At 64.5% G+C, this 21,477-nt stretch carries 21 protein-coding genes; 11 read left to right on the top strand and 10 right to left on the bottom strand.

Annotated features, from left to right (window positions below):
• Positions 1–1,803: a hypothetical protein gene (locus VIM61_05730; protein HEY8899892.1), complete on the top strand. Its 1,803-nt coding sequence runs from the start codon at positions 1–3 to the stop codon at positions 1,801–1,803.
• Positions 1,804–1,814: 11 nt separating this feature from the next.
• Here VIM61_05730 and tyrS read toward each other — a convergent pair whose 3' ends face one another.
• Both tyrS and VIM61_05720 read right to left on the bottom strand, forming a co-directional pair.
• Entirely contained in the window at positions 1,815–2,972 is a 1,158-nt protein-coding gene (gene tyrS, locus VIM61_05725; protein ID HEY8899891.1) for a tyrosine--tRNA ligase, read from the bottom strand.
• 19 nt (positions 2,973–2,991) lie between these two features.
• The gene (locus VIM61_05720; protein ID HEY8899890.1) at positions 2,992–3,600 is read right to left on the bottom strand and encodes a hypothetical protein; all 609 of its coding nucleotides are present in this window, start codon (positions 3,598–3,600) and stop codon (positions 2,992–2,994) included.
• Positions 3,601–3,693: 93 nt separating this feature from the next.
• Between VIM61_05720 and VIM61_05715 the strand changes: the two genes are divergently transcribed.
• On the top strand, positions 3,694–4,050 hold the full coding sequence (locus VIM61_05715; GenBank protein HEY8899889.1) for a hypothetical protein: 357 nt from the start codon (positions 3,694–3,696) through the stop codon (positions 4,048–4,050).
• Here VIM61_05715 and VIM61_05710 read toward each other — a convergent pair.
• Genes VIM61_05710 through VIM61_05695 form a run of 4 tightly spaced genes read right to left on the bottom strand, consistent with a single transcriptional unit; the run spans position 4,047 to position 6,464 of the window.
• Positions 4,047–4,706, bottom strand: coding sequence for a DUF4412 domain-containing protein (locus VIM61_05710; GenBank protein HEY8899888.1), 660 nt, complete (start codon positions 4,704–4,706; stop codon positions 4,047–4,049). The two genes, VIM61_05715 and VIM61_05710, sit on opposite strands and share 4 nt — an antisense overlap.
• A 4-nt stretch (positions 4,707–4,710) precedes the next feature.
• Positions 4,711–5,175, bottom strand: a complete 465-nt coding sequence (locus VIM61_05705; protein ID HEY8899887.1) for a hypothetical protein — start codon at positions 5,173–5,175, stop codon at positions 4,711–4,713.
• A 15-nt stretch (positions 5,176–5,190) separates the two neighbouring features.
• Positions 5,191–5,652 carry a hypothetical protein gene (locus VIM61_05700; protein HEY8899886.1) on the bottom strand — a complete coding sequence of 154 codons (462 nt, stop codon included), beginning with the start codon at positions 5,650–5,652 and terminating at the stop codon, positions 5,191–5,193.
• Positions 5,649–6,464, bottom strand: coding sequence for a hypothetical protein (locus VIM61_05695; protein HEY8899885.1), 816 nt, complete (start codon positions 6,462–6,464; stop codon positions 5,649–5,651). The genes VIM61_05700 and VIM61_05695 overlap by 4 nt, the downstream gene beginning before the upstream one ends.
• Positions 6,465–6,583: 119 nt before the next feature.
• Here VIM61_05695 and hrpB point away from each other — a divergent pair, with 119 nt between their 5' ends.
• Positions 6,584–9,103 carry an ATP-dependent helicase HrpB gene (gene hrpB, locus VIM61_05690; GenBank protein ID HEY8899884.1) on the top strand — a complete coding sequence of 840 codons (2,520 nt, stop codon included), beginning with the start codon at positions 6,584–6,586 and terminating at the stop codon, positions 9,101–9,103.
• Positions 9,104–9,115: 12 nt separating this feature from the next.
• On the opposite strand, the gene VIM61_05685 is transcribed toward hrpB, so the two are convergent.
• From VIM61_05685 to VIM61_05675, 3 genes are all read right to left on the bottom strand, one after another.
• Positions 9,116–9,652: a type II secretion system protein gene (locus VIM61_05685; GenBank protein ID HEY8899883.1), complete on the bottom strand. Its 537-nt coding sequence runs from the start codon at positions 9,650–9,652 to the stop codon at positions 9,116–9,118.
• Positions 9,653–9,706: 54 nt separating this feature from the next.
• Complete coding sequence (locus tag VIM61_05680) at positions 9,707–10,396, bottom strand: hypothetical protein (protein ID HEY8899882.1); 690 nt, start codon at positions 10,394–10,396, stop codon at positions 9,707–9,709.
• 70 nt (positions 10,397–10,466) lie between these two features.
• Positions 10,467–11,438: a type I phosphomannose isomerase catalytic subunit gene (locus VIM61_05675; GenBank protein HEY8899881.1), complete on the bottom strand. Its 972-nt coding sequence runs from the start codon at positions 11,436–11,438 to the stop codon at positions 10,467–10,469.
• Between the two features lie 100 nt (positions 11,439–11,538).
• Between VIM61_05675 and VIM61_05670 the strand changes: the two genes are divergently transcribed.
• From VIM61_05670 to VIM61_05650, 5 genes are read left to right on the top strand one after another with little or no spacing between them, the layout of a single operon-like run.
• Positions 11,539–11,949 (top strand): thioesterase family protein, encoded by a 411-nt coding sequence (locus VIM61_05670; protein ID HEY8899880.1) that lies wholly within the window; start codon positions 11,539–11,541, stop codon positions 11,947–11,949.
• Entirely contained in the window at positions 11,946–13,628 is a 1,683-nt protein-coding gene (locus tag VIM61_05665; protein HEY8899879.1) for a glycosyltransferase family 39 protein, read from the top strand. The genes VIM61_05670 and VIM61_05665 overlap by 4 nt, the downstream gene beginning before the upstream one ends.
• A gap of 52 nt (positions 13,629–13,680) precedes the next feature.
• A complete protein-coding gene (trxB, locus tag VIM61_05660; GenBank protein ID HEY8899878.1) occupies positions 13,681–14,601 on the top strand; it encodes a thioredoxin-disulfide reductase in 921 nt (306 codons plus the stop codon).
• A gap of 1 nt (position 14,602) precedes the next feature.
• Entirely contained in the window at positions 14,603–15,775 is a 1,173-nt protein-coding gene (locus VIM61_05655) for a glycosyltransferase (GenBank protein ID HEY8899877.1), read from the top strand.
• A gap of 4 nt (positions 15,776–15,779) precedes the next feature.
• Positions 15,780–16,445: a hypothetical protein gene (locus VIM61_05650; protein ID HEY8899876.1), complete on the top strand. Its 666-nt coding sequence runs from the start codon at positions 15,780–15,782 to the stop codon at positions 16,443–16,445.
• A 9-nt stretch (positions 16,446–16,454) separates the two neighbouring features.
• On the opposite strand, the gene VIM61_05645 is transcribed toward VIM61_05650, so the two are convergent.
• Complete coding sequence (locus VIM61_05645) at positions 16,455–18,956, bottom strand: hypothetical protein (GenBank protein ID HEY8899875.1); 2,502 nt, start codon at positions 18,954–18,956, stop codon at positions 16,455–16,457.
• 140 nt (positions 18,957–19,096) lie between these two features.
• Between VIM61_05645 and VIM61_05640 the strand changes: the two genes are divergently transcribed.
• The 3 genes from VIM61_05640 to sufB form a co-directional block, all read left to right on the top strand.
• Complete coding sequence (locus VIM61_05640; protein ID HEY8899874.1) at positions 19,097–19,552, top strand: transcriptional repressor; 456 nt, start codon at positions 19,097–19,099, stop codon at positions 19,550–19,552.
• Positions 19,553–20,311, top strand: a complete 759-nt coding sequence (gene sufC, locus VIM61_05635) for a Fe-S cluster assembly ATPase SufC (protein HEY8899873.1) — start codon at positions 19,553–19,555, stop codon at positions 20,309–20,311.
• A 16-nt stretch (positions 20,312–20,327) separates the two neighbouring features.
• Positions 20,328–21,477, top strand: a 1,150-nt coding sequence (gene sufB, locus VIM61_05630; GenBank protein HEY8899872.1) for a Fe-S cluster assembly protein SufB, incomplete at its 3' end; no start/stop codon positions are given.

Raw genomic sequence — 21,477 nt, 5'->3', positions numbered from 1 at the left:
ATGCGGAGGGTTGCCTGGCTTTTCGCGCTGCCATGGGTGGCCGCCTGCGCCGCGACGGTCCAGGTCGATTTGTCCGAAGGCGGCAAGGCCCATCTGAACCTTCCGGTGGCCGTCGACGATGCCCATCTCGCGGAGCCTCCCGGCTACTTCGCGCCGGATGCCGCCTCGCCGCGCGTCGTGCGCCGGATCACGGTCGAAAATACCGGCTCCGCGCCGGTGCGGAATCCCGACATTCGCGTGAATGGCCGGCCGTTGCTGCCGGTGAAGGATTCCGTCGCGCAGCTCGGTCTCGAGGGGATTCGCGGCCTGCCGGAGCTTTTCGCCGCGTGGCGGGATCGCGTTATTCATGCGACGAGCGACCTCGAGGCCGGGCGCGACCCCGCGATGCTGCTCACGGCCTTCGGCGCGGCCTACTGTGGAGACGACGCCCGCGCGCTCGCCGCGATCACGGTCACCCGCGGCGGCGAGGCCCGCTTCGCGCGGCTCAACGGGCACTCCGTGGCCGAGCATCGCCTCGGCGATTCCCCGTGGATGCTCCTCGATGGCGATCAGAACCTCCTGTATCTCGGCTGGGACAATCGGACGCCGGTCGGCGAGGAGGAGATTCTCGCCGATCCGCTGCTGGCCCTCCGCACGCAGGTCTTCGGCCGCCAGTCGCGCTGGCAGGCTGACGCGGCGTGGCAGAATACGTCCCGATTCGAGTTCGTCGAGGAGGCCCGCGCCCCCAAGGTTTTTCGCCTGAAGAAGACGCTGCCGTCGCGCGACTGGACTTTGTTGCCCGGCGAAAAGGTCATCATCGATCTCGATCGCGTTCCCGAGCGCGCGCTGGCCGCGAGTGACGCGCTGCGGGCGAATGCGGCCCTGCGTGCGGCGACCTGCGTGGTCGACTTCGTTCCGCGCCGGGCGGACGGCGAGACATTGAGCCTGCCTTATCCCGTGCTGACCGGGAAAAACGGCGAACCGGTTTACGAAGCGAAAGCCGGAAAGTCGGCGATCCTCTGCCAGGCCGCGCGGGCGCAATTCCCGCTGCCGCAGGCCGGCGACAACGTGATCGAGTCGAAGTCCGGAGGAAAACTCCGCCTCACTCTGGACTACGAGGGCGGCGATTTTCGACCCACGCCGGCCCCCGGGATCGATCCCGTGACGCTGCGAATCCGCGACCACGAGGCGAAACCCGATCGCGTGTGGTGGCAGATCTCCGGCGAGAAGAACTTCTCGCTCGTGGCGCCGAATCTGGATCGCACTGCGGAATTTTCGCCAACGTTTCAGCTCACCCCCATTGACGAAACCTTCCTCTCGGCCGGCCCGCATTACGTGCGGGCGAAGGTTCGACGTGCGGGCGTGTGGAGTGACTGGAGCGAGCCGGAGGCCTTTGCCGTCGCGAAGCCTCCAACGCCGCGCATCGTCTCGATGGAGGGAGCCGATGGCGACCGGATGTGCGTGCGGTGGACGCCATGCGCGGGCGAGATGCTCGTTTTCGGGTCGAACCGACTCGATTTCCTTCCCGAGGTGTTTGGCGATACGGAGATCGTGCGGATGGAGGCCGGGGCGGTGCGGGAGAGTCGGCCGAATCGGAACCTCCTGGCGACGGTGCCGGGATCGGCGGGCGAAGCTTACGTGCCGCTACGCGCCTGCTACCGATTGATCGCTCGCAACGACGGGGTGCTTTCCGTCCCCTCGAAACTCGGGCGCTCCAGAACGCCGGCCCAGGTGCTCCAGAATCGGCACGAAAAGGCCGAAGGCGCCCTTACCGGGCGGGACATCGCGGCGGAGAAACCCGTTCGCGCTTCCCTGGTTCGCTGAGTCGGGGGGAGTCAGCCGACCCGCACGGCGCGCGTCTTGTCGAGCCGGAGAATGCCCGTGGAGTCCGCGGGAAGGGTGGCCTTCGGATCGGTGATCTTTTCCCCGTTCCATTGCACACTGCCCTGCTCGACGAGGCGACGAGCATCGCTGCGGGAACGCTGGGCGCCGAGCGAAGTGAAAGCGGTGACGACGATCGAAATGATGTCGCTCTCCGGCGGGAGCTGGAAGGCCGGGAGATCGGCGCTGCCGAGATCCTTCTGGCTGAAGCGGGTGTTGAAGTCGTCGAGCGCATGCTGCGCGTCGGCCTCGCTGTGGAAACGGGCGACGATGCGGCGACCGAGCTCCTTCTTGGCGACCATGGGATGCGTGTCGGCGGGAAGCGTCTCCGCGAGCAGAAGTTCGTAATACTTCGGCATGAGCGCGTCCGGGATGCTCATGAGCTTGCCGAACATCTGGACGGGAGGCTCGCTCACTCCAATGGAGTTGCCGAGGCTCTTGCTCATCTTCTGGACGCCGTCGAGCCCCTCGAGGATCGGCAGCATCATGGCGACCTGCTGCGGCTGGCCCTCCTCGCGCTGGAGATCGCGGCCGACCATGATGTTGAAAAGCTGGTCGGTGCCGCCGAGTTCGACGTCGGCCTCGATCATCACGGAATCCCATCCCTGCATGATCGGGTATTGGACCTCGTGGGCGCGCACGGGGTGGCCCGCATTCATGCGCTCGCGGAAGTCTTCGCGCTGGAGCATCTGCTGGAGCGTCACGCGGCTGTTCAGGCGGATCACCTCCTCGAAGGTCATCATCTCGAACCATTCGCCGTTGAACACGACGCGGGTGCGGGCGGGATCGAGAATCTTGAAGGCCTGCTGCTGGTAGGTCTTCGCGTTGGCCATGACCTCGTCGTGCGTGAGCTGCGGCCGGGTTGCCGAGCGGCCGCTCGGGTCTCCGATCATCGCGGTAAAATCGCCGATGATGAGGATGGCCTGGTGGCCGAGCTCCTGGAACTGGCGAAGCTTCGTGAGGCCCACGGTGTGCCCGAGGTGAATGTCCGGGGCGGTGGGGTCGACGCCGAGTTTGACGCGCAATGGGCGATTTTCGGCGAGTTTCTTGCGAAGGTCCTCCGGGCTGAGCACCTGGGCGCAGTTGCGGATGAGGTCGTTGAGGATGTCCATGAAAACGGGGGGAGCGGACTTACTTGTCCGTGCCTTTGTTCAGAAGGTCGCGAACGTCGTCGATCGTGAGGTCCTTCTTCAGATTTTGCGTAAATTTGTCGAGGCCCTGCTGGGTCTTGCCGGGCACGAGGTAGGGCCGGGGCTGATCGGCGGTGGCGAGCGTGGCGGAGGCATCCTGGGCGTCTCCTTTACTGGCTTTCTCGAATTCCTTCACGGCAAAGGCATCGGTCTTGAACTGCTCGCGGGATTCCCGCGCGGATCGGCCTGCCATCGTGTCCGCCGTGGTGTCGAAGACCTTGCGGCCGAACCACGGATTCCTGAGGCCGAAGAACGAGCGCGTCTCGTAAGATTTGATCGGCGCGCCTTTCACGCCGCTGAACGAGCTGGCGGAGAAGCTCTTCGTCGCCATCTCGCTGGACTCGAATTTCTTACTCGTGAGCGGACTGACGAGGGCGCCTGCCGTCTTGTCCTTACCCTTTTTCTTGCCCGTCGCGTCGGCATTCATTGCCTGAATGCCCTGTTTCCAGTTTGCGTCGATGCGATCGAGCATCCCCTGCTCCTGCTCCTGGGCGCGCGCTGCGCCGAGGGCGCAGAGCAGGGCAGCAAAGATGGGGAGGACGCGTCTCACGGCGGGACGTTACGACGCAATTCGCGCCCTACGCAAGTTATCGCTGGGAAGCGAAGTTGCCGGGGAGGGGCGAAAGGATTCAGGATACCGGTGATGAGTGACGTCTTTCCGGTCCAATCGAAGATCTCTTTTCGGGAGATCACCGCGGCGGAACGGCATCTTTTTCTGTGCATCGGGCCCGATTGCTGTGACCCCGGGGAGGGGGAGGCCCTGTGGCAGCACCTCAAGGGTGCGGTGAAAACGCTGGGGCTGCGCGCCCTGCGAAGCAAGGCCGCCTGCCTGCGCATCTGCACCGGAGGGCCGTGGCTGGTCGTCTATCCCGAAGGTGTCTGGTATGGCGCGATGACGCCCGGACGACTCGACCGCGTGCTTCGCGAGCACGTCGGGGAAGGCCGACCGGTGAGGGAATGGGTGGTCGCGCGAACGGGCTGCGGCGGCGAGAGCGCCTAGTTTCCGCCGGCGCCGGGGAGCGGCGATTTCAATGTCTGATAGCCGGCGGGAATTTCGAACTCGCTGTCGGGCAGGTCGGCCTTCCTGATCGAGATGACCGTCATCGTCGAGGTGCCGAGCTGGGGAGAGGTGACGGTGGTGCGAATGGGGAACCCCGGAAAATCCGCGCCGCTCGCGAGGGCGCCCTTGAAGATGTCGCTACTGCTCGCAAGCTTCGCCATCTGGTCGAGAATCGCTTTCTGATCCGGGACGTCATTGGTCACCCAATAGGTCACCGCCAGTCCCTGGAGAGTGCCGGCGTATTCGGTGCAGGCATAGCCGTTGATCGTTTCCTTCTTCCCGGTTGGCTCGAGGTCCGGCTTCTCGGTTTTTTCAGCGGCCTTTTCCCGGATCGCGGCCAGCGCCGCCTTCGGCAACTGCATCGCGATCTTCTGCGGATGCATGAGGGAGGTCACGGTGCCGGATTTGAGATCGACGATGCTCGAAAGCTGGTCGCCGACGTCGATCCGCGCACGTTCGCCGGAAATGTTCAACGTCATGCGGGTGCGACCGGCGTCGGGTCCGAGGTGATCGGCCTCCTGAACGATCACAAGTCCGGCCGAAGCCAGCTGCGCAACGACAAGGAGGGACGAAAAGACGGAAAGCGCGAGGCGCATGGAGTCAGCGGGAAAGGTCCGCCTGGTTCAGCACCGGGAAGCCGTCACCGCGAAGCACGGCGGACGCGCACTCGTTGTCGTCCACGTGCAGGGCGAGCACCGCCCGGCCGCGGGGACGAATGAGCAGGGGATAGCTGAAGAGGACGTTCACCTCGGCCTTCAGGAGCGCAGCGAGGACATTCGGAAGGTCGGTCGCGCCGTCCTTGAGTTCGGTGACGAGAATCTCGGAAACGCTGTGCGGGATGGCGTTTTCTTCGAAGAGGTTCTCCACCTGGTCGGGGTCGCTGACGATGAACCGGCAGATGGAACTTTCGGCGGAGTCCTGAATGCTGAGGGCGAGGACCACGATGTTGTGATCACCGAGCATGCGGACAACCTCGAGGAGGGCGCCGACTTTGTTGTCGAGGAAGACGGAGAAGTGACGGACCCCCAGCCCGTCGGTTTTTTCGGTCGTGAGAGCTTCGGGCATCGGGAAAAGTGACGCTTACTTGTAGCAGTAGAGAAAGGTGAAGGGTGCCTTCTCACCCTCGACGAGCGTGGTCTTGACGAGGAATTTCCCGCTCCACGGGGCGACGACGCCGGCCGCGGCGGTGACCCCGTCGCCGTAGCTCTGCTGCTCGACGGGTTTGCCTTCTTCGTCGTAGACCTGCACGGAGAGCTTCCGGGCCGGGGCGATGGCGGCGGCACAGAACCAGTATTCGTCGCCGGCAAAGAGGTTTACTTCGATGATCGTGCTTTTGCCGGGATCGAGCGTGCCGAAGTAGTAGCCGTCGCGGATCTTGTAGCCGTCATTGGAGAAGGCTCCCGCGAGTTCGAGAGTGGCGGCGCGAGTTGCCGCCTCCGAGGGATCATCGGCTGCCGGGGTGGGCGTGGCGTCCTGAGCTCGCAGGGTCACAGTCGCGGCGAGCGCGACAAGGGCGAAAATCGGAAGAGAGAGGCGTTTCATGGGGCCGGCGCGGCGGGGCCGCTGATGGCGTCGACGAGCTGGGTGGTCGTTTGCTCGATGGTTTTGACGGTGTCCGCGCTGGGGGGCGTGGACGGAGCCACGGCGGCCTTGATTTCGATCAGGCCATTGCGCACCTGCCCGACAAGAGCGTCGCCCTTCAGGCGTTCGGGCAGCGTGTCGATGCGACCGATCAGGTATTCGACGATGGCGGGCTGGCGAAGCAGGCGGGCGGACTCGGGATGGTAATTTCCGGCGACCACCGAACTCGTGGCCTGAATGCCGCGGAGCCAGGCGCCGGTGGTGACGAGAACGACGAGTTCGTCGTCCTTTTGCGCGGCCATCTGGTGCTTCACTTCATTCTCGGTGGCGTCGAGTTCTTCCTTGAGGGCGCTCCAGTCGTTGTTCTCCGCGAAATCGCCAATGCTGTTGCCGCGGGCGAGAATGCTCTGCGAAACACCGAGCCCCTTGGCGAGGTCGATGATGTCCTTGCCGACGTTCTTGACCTGCTGGCCGTCCTGCGCTTCCACGGCGATGAAGCCGTCCGCGACGCGCGTGCCGAGGTTCAGGGCCGTCTGCGCGCGGTTCGAGGTGCCGAGCGGGCCGGGTTTGCGCGCGGCGAGCTGCGACCAGTTCGGACGATCGAGCTTGTTGATCGCGGCGAAAAATTCTCCCGGCGTGGGCAGTGACACCTCGTCGAGCACGACAGCGGACTTGATTTCCGCCGGAGTGAGAGGCGTTTCCTCCGCCAAAGCCAGCGAGCCGACGCTCCATAGCGCGGCGGCCGCCCAGACAAATCGCAAACCGGATCCCATTTCCGCCACACTACATAAAGCGTCCCGCCACGCCAGCGCGAAGCGTGCGGAGGGTGGAATTTGGCGGTCTGCCTCTTTCTTTGTGCTCCGGCCGGGCTTCTGTAAAGTGGGCGGTTCGCATGAACACGATGTCGCTGCCCATCTATGAAATCCGGGACGGGCTTGTCGCGTCCCTCGGGAGGGGAAATCGGCTCCTGCTCCGGGCGCCGACGGGCTCCGGAAAATCCACGCAGGTTCCGCAGATGCTGCTCGATTCCGGGCTGGCCGGTGACGGGCTCATCATCGTCCTGCAGCCCCGCCGACTTGCCGCCCGCATGCTCGCGGCGCGCGTCGCCAGCGAGCGCGCCGCCCGGCTGGGCGGAGAGGTGGGCTACCAGATTCGCCTCGATAACGTTTCCAGCGGGCAGACCCGCATTCTTTACGTGACCGAGGGGATCCTGCTTCGGCGGATGCTGGCAGATCCGGCATTGCGCGGCGTTGCGGCGATCGTGTTCGACGAGTTTCACGAGCGCCATCTCTTCGGCGATCTCTCGCTGGCGCGGGCTCTCGATTTGCAGGATGCGAGCCGGCCCGATCTCAGGCTCCTCGTGATGTCGGCGACGTTGCAGGGCGGCGCTCTCTCGGAATATCTCGCGCCGTGCGAGCTGCTGGAATCCGAGGGCCGCACGTTCCCCGTGGAGATCGAGTTTCTCGACCGTGAGCCGCGCGAGGAGCCCATCTGGGAGCGGGCCGCCGAGGCGGTCGCGCGGGCCTTTCCGTCCACCCCGGGCAATGCGCTCGTCTTCATGCCGGGCGCCTACGAGATCCAGCGCACCATCCAGGCGATCCAGTTTCGGCTGGGTGCCGGCGTGCCGGTGCTGCCGCTGCATGGGGAACTTCCGCCCGACGCGCAGGATGCGGCCGTCGCCGCGGGCGGGACGCGGCGCATCATCGTCTCAACGAATGTCGCAGAGACGTCGCTCACGATTCAGGACGTGACGCTTGTGATCGATGCCGGCGTTGCCCGCGTCGCGCGGTTCGATCCGCACCGCGGAATCAACACGCTCTACATCGAGAAGATCAGCCACGCCTCGGCGGATCAACGCGCTGGCCGCGCCGGGCGCACGGCTCCCGGCCGTTGCCTGCGCCTGTGGACGCGGCGCGATCACGAGCAGCGCCCGGCTGCCGAGTTGCCGGAGATCAGGCGTCTCGACCTCACGGAGACCGTGCTCACGCTCAAGGCCGCCGGGGTGGCGGATCTTCGCACGTTTCGGTGGCTGGAAGCGCCCGACGCCCGCGGGCTCGAGCGGGCGGAGTCGTTGTTGCGAGATCTTGGGGCCGTCGAGGAGGCCGGGATTACCGAGATTGGGCGCCGGATGCTCTCGTTCCCGGTGCATCCGCGTTACGCCCGGATGTTTCTTGCGGCGCAGGAACTCGGGTGCGTGCGGGCCGCGGCGCTGATCGCCGCGATCACGCAGTCGCGCGGCATATTGCTGCGCGCGGACAAGCGCATCGAAGAGCAGCGTGAGGAGACCTTTGGCGAAGGGGTGTCCGATTTTCAGATTTTCATGCGCGCGTGGGCGTGGGCGGAGCGGCAGGGTTATCGGGTCGATGCCTGTCGCCGACTTGCCGTTCACGCGGATGCGGCGCGCCAGGTCGGGAAACTGTTCGAGCAATTTCTCGGGATTGCGAAAGGGGAACGGCTCGATGTGAGCGAGCGTCCGGCCGAGGACGCGACGATCGCCCGCTGCGTGCTGGCGGGGTTTGCCGATCAGGTCGCGCGCCGCCGGAGCATGGGCACGCTGCTCTGCGATATCGTGCATGGGCGGCGTGGCTTGCTCGCTCGGGAAAGCGTGGCGCAGGGCAGCCGATTACTCGTCGCTGCCGAGATCAATGACATCGAAAAGCGTGGCGGCGAGGCGCAGGTGATGCTGAGTCTTGCCACGGAGATCGACGAAGCGTGGCTTCGGGAGATGTTTCCGCGCGATTTCACCGAGCGTCGCGAGGTGTGTTTCGACTCGACGCAGAATCGCGTGGTGGTTCGGATCGAGAAGGTCTTTCGCGACCTTGTGCTGGAGTCGCGGGATCGCGATGCCGAGCCGTCGGAGGAGTCCGGCGCCTGTCTCGCGAGGGAAGTCATCGAGGGCAATCTCGTCCTCCGGCAATGGGACGACGCCGTCGAGCAATGGATCTGCCGGGTGAATCGGCTCGCAGCCTGGATGCCGGACCTTGCTCTGCCGCCAATCGGAGAAACCGAGCGAGAACTGCTCATTCACGAGGTCTGCGGAAACGCGACGAGTTACCGCGACATCAAGGATCGGCCCGTTCGCGAGACCGTGCGGGCATGGCTGACCCCCGCGCAGCAGCAGCAGGTGGAGAAATTTGCGCCGGAGAGGATCGACCTGCCGGGCGGGCGGCGGGCGAAGGTTCTCTATGCGGCGGAGGCAGACCCCTTCATTGCGGCCCGCATTCAGGATCTTTACGGCCTGCAATCCTCGCTGAAAATTGCCGGCGGCCGGGTGCCGCTCACCATCCAAATCCTGGCTCCAAACATGCGTCCCGTGCAGGTGACCACGGATCTCGCAAATTTCTGGGTCGAAGCCTATCCGAAGCTCAGGCAGGAGCTCTCCCGGCGATACCCGAAGCACGAGTGGCGGTAACGCCAGCTCGGGTTACTTCAGGTATTTCGCGACGTAGAGATCGTAGTCGTGGACGGAGCCGTCCGGAAGAATCATGAGCGGTCCGTGCCCATGGACATTGGCGATCTCGATGAGCCAGGGCATGTTCGGCCACTTGCGGGCGGTTCCTGGTTTCGAATCGAACATGGTCGGGGAATACTGAACCCGCGGTGAGGTGCCGTTGGCCTGGATCTTGCCGAGACGGACAATGGCCGGGCATTGCCAGGTCTTCTCGGAAACGTCGTAGGGCTTCATCTCCTTCAGCCACCAGTCCTCGTATTCCTTTTGCTGGGTGTGGCTGAAGTTTGGCTGCCTGGGCCAGTAGCCGTTGTCCTCGATGTAATTATTGAAGGCGACGGCGAGTCCGCGGAGGTTTGCGGTGCAGCGCACGCGGTCACCCACTCCCGGCAGACGGGAAATGACCGCGCTGAGCAGGGTGATGAGAATGAGCACGATCGCGACGACCGCGACCAGCTCGAGAAGCGTAAACCCCGTCCGTTTGAGACGGACGGGGTTCCAAGCCTGGATCAACAATGGAGAGTCGAAACGCAATCGCTCGATGGTTACAACACCCGGGGACGAAACTTAGTTGTTCGTCGAGATGGCGCTGGAAGCGGTGCCGGAACCTTGTGCGAAAACACTGGTGCGCACGCCTTCGAAGGTGAAGTCCGTCGGCGTGATGGCGCTGCCGGGAATGATAAAAGGCGTTACGGTCACATCTTCCGTGTTCAAAGAGGAACCGTTATCAACAATGACAAGGCTGTTGTCGTTACTGTTGGTTTGAATCAGGACGACCGTGTTGGTTTCGGCAGGGGCCGGAGTAATGTTGCCCTTGCCGCGGAACGCCGACATCTTATCTTCGAGATCCATCTGACCGGAGAACTGGCCATTGGCGCGGTTGCCGCGGACGATAAAGACCAGTGGCAGCTCCGTAGTGCCTCGATCGCTCTGCGGAACGGTGAAGTCCTGACCGCCGAGAACGCCGGCGAGGTCCTTGCCCGTGATGGATGCGGTCACGCCGCCGGTGACGACATTGCCGTCGACAAAGAAGGAGTAGACGTTTGCCGTGGAATTCGGGCTCTGCACGCCGTTCTGGTAGGCGAAGCGGATGACGCCGGTGAGGTTTTCGCCGCGGGCGGTGGCCTGATAGCTGCCGTCGATGCCGCTCTGGAGCGGGGACATGTCGGTGAAGGGGGGCGGGCCGCCGAAAGATCCGGCATGGGAGGCGGCCGCAGCGGCGAGGAGGGCGAAGGTGCAGAGAACTGGGAGTTTCATAACAAGCTGGGGTTGGAATTTCATTTTGCCGGTAGCAGGTCAAGAACTTCCGGCGTGAATCTTTTCGGGTTCAGGCGGGGTGAGGAATCGGGAGGGTTGACCGGAGGACAGCGGCTTCCGTGCCAACGGGATGCAGGCGCTCTCCATGCGCGGATGCGGGAGTCAGGAAGAACGTTCCCGTTTCGAAGATCCCGCCCGCGAAGCTCACCCGGCCAGAAATCACGGCGAAGATGGCAAATGTTTCATTGGTGGAGGCGAGGCGAGGCTCGGTGAGGTTCCAGCGTTCGACCAGAAAGTGTTCGCAGCCGGCGACAATGCTGTCTCCCGTGGGCCGCGCGGGATCGACCGCTGGTTCGAAATCCTCGAAATCGATGGAGTTCATCGATTCAGGGATGTGCAGTGCGCGCGGGACGCCGTCCAGGCCGGTGCGATTCCAGTCGAAGACGCGGTAGGTCGTGTCGCTGTTCTGCTGGACCTCCACGATGAGACAACCGTCGCCGATCGCGTGCACGCGGCCGCTGGGAATGAAGATGCTTTCGCCGGATTGCACGGGCACCTGATGCAGCGTCTGTTCGACTTCGCCGCGTTCCATGGCGGTCTCGAAGGAACTCCGCGTCACGCCATGTTTGAGGCCGGCGTAGATCGAGGCACCGGGAAGGCAATCGAGGAAATACCACATCTCCGTCTTCGGCTCGCCCTGCAACGCCGGCGCGATTCTGGCGGGAGGGTGAACCTGCACCGAAAGGCGTTCGCGTGCGTCCAGCAGCTTGATGAGAATGGGAAAGCGCGGTGCGGGGTGGTCGCGGTAGGCTTCTCCGAAAATCTCGACGCGATGGTTGGTCCACAACTCGTGGAGCGTGGCCCCCTTGAACTCTCCGCCGTGCACGACGCTCTGGGCATCCTCTCGATCGACGACTTCCCACGATTCCCCGATCGGGACGCCGGTTGGCAGGCTTTTTCCGAGCACGCTCTCGAGGCGGCGCCCGCCCCAGACGCGTTCCATCGGCAGGGGTTCAAAGAGGAGTGGGGCCTTGTTCGACATGCGGGGATTTAAGACCACGGACTTCGCGGAGGGCACGGAGGAAATGCGAAAAATTGTGTTTCTCCGTGCTCTCCGCGGTCTCTGTGGTAAATCGCCTTCCATGCCCCGCACCGAAGTTTCCACCGAGATTTCCGTCATGTATTTCGACACCGACGCCGCGGGCGTGGTGCATAACATCGTCTATCTTCGGTTCATTGAAACGGCGCGCACATTGCTTGCGATCCAGCTCGGCATGAGTTTCGAGGAGATTGCGCGCACGCAGATTCACCCGGTCGTGACCCGCACCGAGATCGACTACAAACGCCCCGCGGTGCTCGGGGATACGGTGCGTGTCGATGGCCGGGTCAAAGAATGGTCGGCGGCGCGCTTCTGGTGCGAATTCGAGGTCGTGCGGCCTCGGGACGGCGCTCTGCTCGTAACCTGCCGGCAGGCGCTGGCATTGGTCCAGATGCCGCAGGGCCGCCCGATCCGTCTGCCCGCCGGCTTTCCGGAGAGTTTCGCCCTCGCGTGACGACCCCGCGCGCCGTGCTGCTGTTGCTCGCCCTGTGCGGGTTGCTGCAGATCCTTCCGGCGGGCGTGGGCTCGCTCTACAATGAAACCGACGGCCAATACGCGGGCGCGGCGAAGCGCATGGTGCAGGGCGGCAGCTGGCTGATCCCCGAGAACAATGGCGTGCCGCGCCTCGTGAAGCCGCCGTTGCTTTACTGGATGATGGCGACGTCGTTTCACGCGTTTGGCGTGAACGAGTTTTCCGCGCGGCTGCCCGGTGCGCTGGGGATCACGGCCGGCGTGATGGCGGTCTATGCGCTCGGCGCGTTCTTCGGCGGCCCGCGTCGGGGATTTCTTGCCGGCGTGATCCTGCTGACCTGCCTGGGAACGGCGACCCTCGGCCGCATCGTGATGCCGGAGCCGGTCTTCGGCGCGTTCATCGCATGGGCGATCTATTGCGGCGTGCGGATGTTCGCGGCGGATCGTGGGCGCCGGTGGGCCGCGGCTTTCTGGATTTGTGCGGCGCTGGCATGCTTCGTCAAAGGGGCGCACGGGCTCGCGTATCCGCTGGCGACGCTGCTCGTCGCGGGCGGGATCGTTCCCGAATGGCGGCGCCGGCTGTGGCGGTTGTCGAGCGTGCCGGGAATCCTCGCTTTTCTCGCGATCAACCTCCCCTGGTATTTCTACATCGAATCGCGTTTCCCGGGATGGATCGCAAACTGGATTTCCGCCGAGCAGGCCGGCCACCTCGCGGGAAGCGCCGCGCCTGCCACACGCTATGAAAACGTGCCGCGCTGGCAATTCATCCTGCTACACGGGGCGTGGTTCTTCCCGTGGTCGCTGGTGGTGATTGGTGCGCTGGCGGTGCGCCGCAGGGTGGAAATGAGCCGCGACGAAGCGGCGATCGTGGCGGCCTGGGCAGGGGTGGTTTTTCTCCCGCTGCTTTTCGTGGGCGAGCGGCAGGATTATTACGCCATGACAATGTGGCCGGCCTTCGCGCTGTTTGCCGCCGCCGTGCTGGAGCGGAGTTCGCTTCGGCCTCCGCTGGCGGTCTTCGGGGGCCTGTGCGGACTGGGCTTGCTGGCCTGCACGTGGCTGGCGCTTTCGCCGCTGCCGATGGACGGGGAGTCCGCGAGCGTGGCCGCCCGGGCGACGGCGTGGACGACGGTGGCGGGATTCGGCCCCGAGGTGTGGCGAGGGCTGGCGCGGCTGGGGATGATCTGTTTCGGCCTCGCGCTGGCGGCGCTGGGCTGGGGGTGGTTCCGGCCGCGGCAGACGTTCGCGGCGATCGGCACCGCGGCGGGCATTTTCTGCCTCGCGGCGGTGCTCGGCTATGCGGTGGTGGCTCCGTATTTCTCGCTGGCGGGGGCGTCCCGCGTCCTGCGCACGCGGCTGCCGGCGGAGGCCCCCGTTGTCTTCGAGGGCGGCATCGATACCGCGAGCAGTCTGCTGTTTTATACGGAGCAACCGGTGGTGCTGCTCGGGCAGGATCCGGCGGAGGATTTCTTCACCCGCAAATTCGGCCTCGGGCGGGAGCGGTATCTCGGCGAATCCGGATTGTCGGCTCTGTGGGCGTCTGGCCGCCCGATGGCCTTCGTGGTCGAACGCTCCGAGATGCCGCGGTGGGAGCGGGTCCTGGGGCCGCTGCCCGCGCCGGCGGTCGTCTGTGGCACGCAGGTCGTTCTGTTGCGAGGGGAATGACAGGAGTTTTCTTTGTCCGGCGCGCGGGCTTCGTGCTTAACTCACCGGCTCTATGGAAAACGTGATCATTGTCGGCACGGGATGCGCCGGCCTCACCGCGGCCATCTATACGGCACGCGCGAATCTTTTGCCCCTTGTGCTCGAGGGACGCCAGCCCGGCGGTCAGCTCACCACCACGACCGCGGTCGAAAATTTTCCCGGATTTCCCGATGGCGTGGACGGACCGGAACTCATCATGCGCATGCACGCACAGGCCGAGAAGTTTGGCGCGCGCTTTCGCTACGGCACGGTCGAGGACTTCGAGCACGCGGATGGCGTGAATCGCATCAAGGTCGACGGCGCATGGCTCGAGACGCGTTCGCTCATCGTGGCGAGCGGCGCTTCGCCGCGTTATCTCGGCATCGATCGCGAGAAGGAACTCATTGGTCACGGCCTCACGTCCTGCGCGACCTGCGACGGTGCGTTCTATCGCAACGTGCCGGTGGCGGTGATCGGTGGCGGTGATTCCGCCTGCGAGGAGGCGACCTTCCTCACGCGCTTTGCGAGCAAGGTCTATCTCATCCATCGCCGCGACAGCTTGCGCGCCTCGAAGATCATGGCCGACCGCGCGCTGGATAACCCGAAGATCGCGCCGATCTGGAACAGTGCCGTGACCGAATACCTCACCGACGACGAGGGCGAAGTCCGCGCCGTTACGCTCAAGAATCTCGTCACCGGCGAGGAGTCTGAACTCGCGCTCAAGTGCGTGTTCGTTGCGATCGGTCACGAGCCGAATACCGCGCCGTTCCGCGGCAAGATCGACACGGACGAAGCCGGTTATTTGAAGCAATCCGGCGGGACGTTCACGAATGTGCCAGGCGTTTTTGCCGCCGGCGACGTCGCCGATCACGTCTATCGACAGGCGATCACCGCCGCCGGCCAGGGCTGTGCCGCTGCGATCGACGCCGAACGCTGGCTCGCCGCGCAGGAGTAGTTTGAAATACTGCGACCTCACCCAGTTCTATTCGCCGGTCAGCGGCGGGGTGCGGCGCTACCTCGAGCAGAAGGTCGCGTATGTGCGGGCGCATTGCCCGGACGATGAGCACATTCTCATCGTGCCGGGCGCGAAGACCGAGCGTCTCGGCGACGCGAAGGCCCGCGTTTATACGATCGAGTCGCCGCTCGTCTCGAAGACCTCGCGTTACCGCGCGCTGCTGAAGCTGCATCTCGTCGAGGAGATCCTCGAGCGCGAGAAGCCGCACCTCATCGAGTCCGGCGATCCGTATCAGGTCGCATGGAAGGCGGTCGCCTCCGGCCGCGCGCTCGGCATCCCGACCGTCGGCTTCTACCACTCGCACTTTCCCGAGGCGTCGATCCGCTCCGTCTCGAAATTCCTCGGCCGCATCCCCACCGAGATCGCGCAGGAAATTTCGCGACGCTACATTCGCGCCCTCTACAACAAGTTCGAGCGCACGCTCGTGCCCAGTCCCGCGCTGGCGGCATTGCTCACGGACTGGGGCGTCGAAAACATCGCGAATACCGATCTCGGCGTGGACATCGACGTCTTCACGCCGGAAGAGTCCGATCCCGGCGCATTGCGGCGCGAACTCGACATCCCCGCCGACCGCACGCTGCTGCTCTACGTCGGTCGGCTCGCGCCCGAGAAGAACGTGCAGACGCTTTTCAAGGGGTTCGAGGTGCTGAATGCCCGGCAGCCGGGGCGCTTCCACCTGCTGGCGGTGGGCGACGGCACGCGGCGGTCCGAGCTCGAGCACGCCCGCGCCTACACCGGCGCCGTGAGCTGGATGCCGTATTGTGGCGAGGCGCGCGAGCTGGCCCGGATCTACCGGTCGGCAGACATTTTCGTGCATCCGGGCATCCTCGAGACGTTCGGGCTCGTCACGCTCGAGGCCCAGGCGTGCGGCCTGCCCGTGGTGGGCATTCGCGGCAGTTACATGGACCGCATCATCTTCACGAACCAGTCGCACTGGGCGGCGGAAAATACGCCGGAGGCCCTGGCGGCGGCGATCGATGCCGCGACGCGCACGGACCTCCGCGCGGCCGGGGCGTCCGCAAGTCGCACGGTGCGCGACCGTTACGCATGGACGACGATTTTTGAGCGCCTGTTTTCGATTTACCGGACCGTGATCGCGGAATACAACCCATAGAGTAGTGTCCCTCTCTGATCGTATTTCCGTTCGCAGTTACGAGCCCCGCGATCGCGATGACGTGCGTCGCCTGTGCTGCGAAACCGGCTATCTCGGACAGGCCATCGATCCCGTTTTCGAGGACCGCGAATTGTTCGCCGATTACCTCACGTCCTATTACACGGACTGGGAGCCGGAATCGTCCTTCGTGATCGAGCATGATGGGGTGGTGAAAGGTTACCTCCTGGGTTCCCGTCGGCCGCTGCGGCAGCAATTCTACGACTTCTTCCTGAACTTCAGCCTCTTTGGCCGTGCGGCGGTTCGCTATCGCCGGTATTCGCCGGCCACGCGCGAATTCATCACCTGGATTCTGCGCAATTCCTGGCGCGAAGTGCCTGCGGCGCCCCGGCGGACGGCACATTTTCACGTGAATCTCCTGCCGGAGGCCCAGAGCGTCGCGGGAACGCGGGTTCTGTTAAACAAGTATCTCGATTATTTGAATGCGGCCGGAGAGAAGGCCGTTTTCGGGCAGATGGTGACCTTCGAGAGCCGCCGCGGAGCCAAACTTTTCGAGCGCTACGGCTTTCAGGTCGTGGAGCGCCGCGAAATCACCAAATACCGGAAGGTTCACCCCGAGCCGGTATATCTCACGACGGTCATCCGCCACCTCGACGGGAAGCCGCAGACCTGACGCGAGGGCCTAATTCGGGCGCATCACTTTCGGAAGAAGACTGCGGGCAAAACCGGCAGGCACTCCGGGCGACGAAGGGAGGTCCCATGCCCGCGAGCGTTCGACGAGGAAGAGGAGCTGGCTTGGGCTGAGGCGACGCAGCCTGCGGGTGTCCAGCGAACGGGCGGCTTTGGCAAGGGCCGCTCGGGCCTCCGGTTCCCGGCCGATCGCGAGCCAGGCGCGGGCAAGTTCCAGTTCGTCCTCGGAATCGAGAGGCGGACTGGCTGGCAGGAGGGTTTCCAGATGGCGCATCGTTTCCTCGAGGGCGGCGTTTTGCTTGCGCGCTGCCTGGAGATTGGCCTGCGTGATGAGAGCGGGAACATTGGTTGCGTCGAGCCGCAGGGCTTTTCTGACGCAGGACTCGGCACGAAGGAGGGCACCGTATTCGCTGAAGAAGCGGGCCGCGTGCACGAGCGCGGCTTGCGGAGACTGGTCGAGATCGATTTCGTAAATCATGGCGTTCAACTGCCCGATCTCGGCGATGACCGGGCGCACCCACGACGGCAGATCGCCATTTTCGAGGCGACCCAGGAAGCCGGTCCGAATGTCGGGATCGTCGCGACGCAGGCCGTGGAGAAGGCGGTAGGCGGGGGTGGAGTAGTAGTCCCACGACACGTCCGCGATATGCGTAACGCCGCGTTTTCGGATGAGCGCGAGAGCCTCGGCGTCGGTGTCCGCGCCGAGAATTTCGACCGTCGCGTGCAGTCCGTCGCGATTTTCCCAATAACCGGTGCCAATACCTCGAAATCCGCCGAAATAGATCATCTGCGAGGTGATCGAGAAACCGCCGGCGATCACGACGGGGTCGGCTCCCACTCGTTGCCGCAGACGATCCGAGAGGCTGCGGACGGTGAGAAAGATGTCGTTCCCGGGCGGGGCGCCGATGCGGGGCTGGAGGAAGGTCGGCGGCCAGTAGAGCGGATGGATGACCATCACGAGAGCGAGGGCGCCGCCGGCGAGGAGGATGCGGACCCGGCTCCAACCACGGGCAGGGCCTTGCTGGACGACGAATGCCGCGAGGGCCAGGGCCGGGATGGCCAGCGCGCAGGCGAGGCCGAGCCAGCGTTCCTGCTTGAAGGCCATCAGGGTGGTAATTGCGGCCGGTCCGGCGGCGAGAGCGAGCAGGGCCTTGGCGGGCGCGGCAACCCGCGATGATCGCAGGAGCAGCCCGGTGGCGAGCAGGCCGGCCAGCGGGTGGCTGATGAACACGAGAAGTGATTGCCAGGAGTGCTGCGTCAGCCGGGCGATGATTGGCTGGAACTCGCCGATGTAGTCGACGTGGAGTGCCCAGAGGAAGGGGTCGGACAGGATGAAGACGCGATTTTTGGCGAGAATCACGACAAGGGGAAGGGCGGCGACGGCTGCGGCCGCGGGAAGCGCCGATACCAAGGCCCGGCGGCGACCGGCCCGGTCGATCGGAATCGTGTGCAGGCGGCAGAGCATGTCCCCGGCACCGAGCCAGGCGAGAGCGTAGAGGGGGTGATTGACCTCCAGCCGCCACGACCAATGGCTGGGAAAATATTCCAGCAGGTAAAAGGCCATGCTGCCGATGGCTCCCGCGATTCCCCAGATCCGCCACAGGGTGGGATCGGATTTCCAGGGGCGGTCGGAGCCTATGCGTCTTCCCCAGAGAAAGTTTCCGCCGAGAACTCCCAGTCCGATGCCCACCAGAACCGGAACCTGGGAGGCGGTGCTGATCCACAGGCCGGCGGCGCCGAGAAAGCCCGAAGCGACAAACCACCGCGCCGCCTGGCGCCGCTCCGGCAGCCAGTTCGCCATCGCGGACGCGCCTGATTCGAGCGGGGCTTCGCGGCTGGTGGGATTACGCAGCCAGCCGGCGCCGCCGCCCGCCAGGAACAGCACGCTCAGCAGGGCGCACACGGCGACCGGGCCGTGGTGATCCAGATAGCCGACGGAGAATGTCGAGTAGAGCGGCAGGAAAAAGACGAGACCGGCCGCGAAAATAATGGCGACCAGTCCGCCGAAGCGTCGGGCGAGGACGGGAGTGACAACGATCAGAACGAGGGCCAGGAGGAGCGCGAGAGAAACGGGAGCAATGTGCTCGAGCGCCAGCGGCAGGGATCGCCCGGTGAGAACGTGATCCAGCCACGCAAGACCTGCCACCCACCAGACGAGGCCGCTGCACCAGTGGGCCTCGCGGCCGAACGGCGCGTTGTCCCAGTCGACGGAGCGAATCCGCAGCGTTTGCCCGTTCACGACTTGCGTCGCCTGCATGAGCCATTGGTAACCGTCGGCGGAATACGAGGCCAGGATGAGCCGGTGCTGGCCGTGGGCGTAGCCGGTGGGCGACGAGGGATCGAGCGCGGGGACGGGAGCTTCCGCGGCCCGGGAGCGCGTGGTGCGGTCGACATCCGTCCATCGCGCGGCGCTGTCGGCGATCAGGTAGGCCAGAAGAAGGAGCAGGGCCACGATCCAGACCAGGCGGGGCAGGCGAGCGCTCGGGGGATTCACGGCCGACAAGGTGATAAGCGCTTGGGCGCCGGTGAAGAAAAAAAACTCCGGCGAGAGAGGCCCCGTTCGACTCTCACTGATAATGGTTCTCGATTTAGAATAATTCTTGATCGCGTTCGACGCTGTGGCACCTTGCCGGTGTGAAAGCCCATCGGCACGATCATTACGACGAGACGATTCGCGGCGGCGCGTTGCGCGATACGCCGCAGCGTCGCCACGTCTACGATCTGCTCGTCAACAAACGCGACCACCCCACTGCGACCGAGGTCTTCATGCGTGCCAAGAAGGGTATGCCGAGCATCTCTCTGGCAACGGTTTACAATAGTCTGGAGACGCTGGTCGCCTGCGGCCTCGTCAAGCAGGTGCATGTGGATCGCGAGCCGACGCGCTTCTGCCCGAATCTCGACGAGCACGGGCATTTCGTCTGCGACGCCTGCGCGAAGGTGTTCGACATCGACCTCGCCGCCGAGCGCAGCGAGCAGTGGAACCTGCCCGCCGGCTTCACCGTCACCCATCACGAAGTTTCCCTCCGCGGCGTTTGTGCCGATTGCGCCGAAAATTCCCAAAATTCCGTCAATTCCGTCCAAAAAAACTAGATGAGTCTCAGCATCCAAAATCTCACTGCCAACATCGGCGATCAGCCCATTCTCAAGGGCCTCAACCTCGAAGTCCCCAAGGGCGAAGTGCACGCCATCATGGGCAAGAACGGCTCCGGCAAGAGCACGCTGGCCAAGATCATGGCCGGCCATCCGGACTACACGGTCACCGGCGGCGACGTTTTCATGGACGGCCAGAGCCTTTTCGAGATGGAGGAGCCCGATGAACGCGCCCGCGCCGGCCTCTTCCTCGCATTCCAATACCCGATGGAAATTCCTGGCGTGACCATTGCGAATTTCATCCGCGCCGCCGTGCAGGCCCGCCTGCCCGAGGGCGAGGAACTCGAGGCGACCGACTATTACGCGAACCTCTACGCGAAGATGGACGCGCTGAAGATCAACCGTTCCTTCACGTCGCGTTCGGTGAACGAAGGCTTCTCCGGTGGCGAAAAGAAGCGCTGTGAGATCCTCCAGATGGCCATGCTCGAGCCGAAATACGCCGTGCTCGACGAAACCGACTCCGGCCTCGACATCGACGCTCTGAAGATTGTCTCCGAGGGCGTGAACGCCCTGCGTTCGCCCGACCGCGGCTTCCTCGTCATCACCCACTACCAGCGCCTGCTTAACTACATCGTGCCGGACAAGGTCCACGTGATGGTCGACGGTCGCATCGTCATGAGCGGCGACAAGAGCCTCGCCCTCGAGCTCGAGGCGAAGGGCTACGACTGGGTCACCGAAGGAGAACTCGCCACCGCCTAACCGAAAGGAGAACGCCATGCCCGCCACCATCGAAGAGACCGAAAAGCCGAATATCGACATCGACCGGAGCGCCGGCGATTTCAGCTACCCGATGGACTACGCCTACGACGCGGGCGTGGGTCTCACCGAGCAGACGATCGACTACATTTGCGACGTCAAGAACGACCCGGACTGGGTCCGCGAGTTCCGCAAGGACGGCTACCGCAAGTTTCTCGAGAAGCCCATGCCGACCCACTGGGCGAGCAAGGACCTCGACAACATCGTCTTCGAAAACATCCGCTACTACCTCTCGCAGGGCGTGACCCCGAGCCGCAGCTGGGACGACGTCCCCGAGGAGATGAAGCAGACGTTCGAGCGGCTCGGCATTCCCGAGCAGGAGCGCAAGTTCCTCGCCGGCGTCGAGGCGCAGTTCGATTCCGAGGCCGCGTATTCGAACATCAAGGCCGCCGTCGGCGAGCAGGGCGTCATTTTCGTCGGCTCGACCGAAGGCCTGCACAAGCACCCGGAGATCTTTCGCAAGTGGTTCGGCAAGGTCATCCCGACCTCCGACAACAAGTTCAGCGCGCTCAACAGTGCCGTGTTTTCCGGCGGCTCGTTCATCTATGTGCCGCCCGGCGTGAAGGTGAAGCATCCGCTCCAGGCCTACTTCCGCATCAACGCCCAGAATTTCGGCCAGTTCGAGCGCACGCTCATCATCGCCGACGAGGGCAGCGAGGTGATGTATATGGAAGGCTGCACCGCGCCGAAGTTCGAGACCTCCACGCTGCACAGCGCCGTCGTCGAGCTCGTCGCGCTCAAGGGCGCAAAGATCCAATACGTCACGGTCCAGAACTGGTCCGCGAACGTCTTCAATCTCGTCACGAAGCGCGGCCTCGCCCACGAGGACGCCGAGATCAAGTGGATCGACTGCAACATCGGCAGTCGCCTCACGATGAAATACCCCGGCGTCATCATGAAGGGCAAACGCGCCCGCGGCGAAGTGATCTCCATCGCGCTCGCCAACGACGGACAGCATCAGGACACCGGCGCGAAGATGATCCACGCCGCCGACGAGACGACGTCGAACGTGGTTTCGAAGTCGATCTCCGTCGGCCAAGGCCGAGCGACGTATCGCGGGCTCGTGCACATCCCGAAGCACCTGAAGGGCTGCAAGAACAACACCGAGT

The organism is Chthoniobacterales bacterium (genome assembly GCA_036569045.1).
GTDB lineage: Bacteria > Verrucomicrobiota > Verrucomicrobiia > Chthoniobacterales > JAATET01 > JAATET01.
This window is presented reverse-complemented; position numbering and strand designations above follow the sequence as displayed.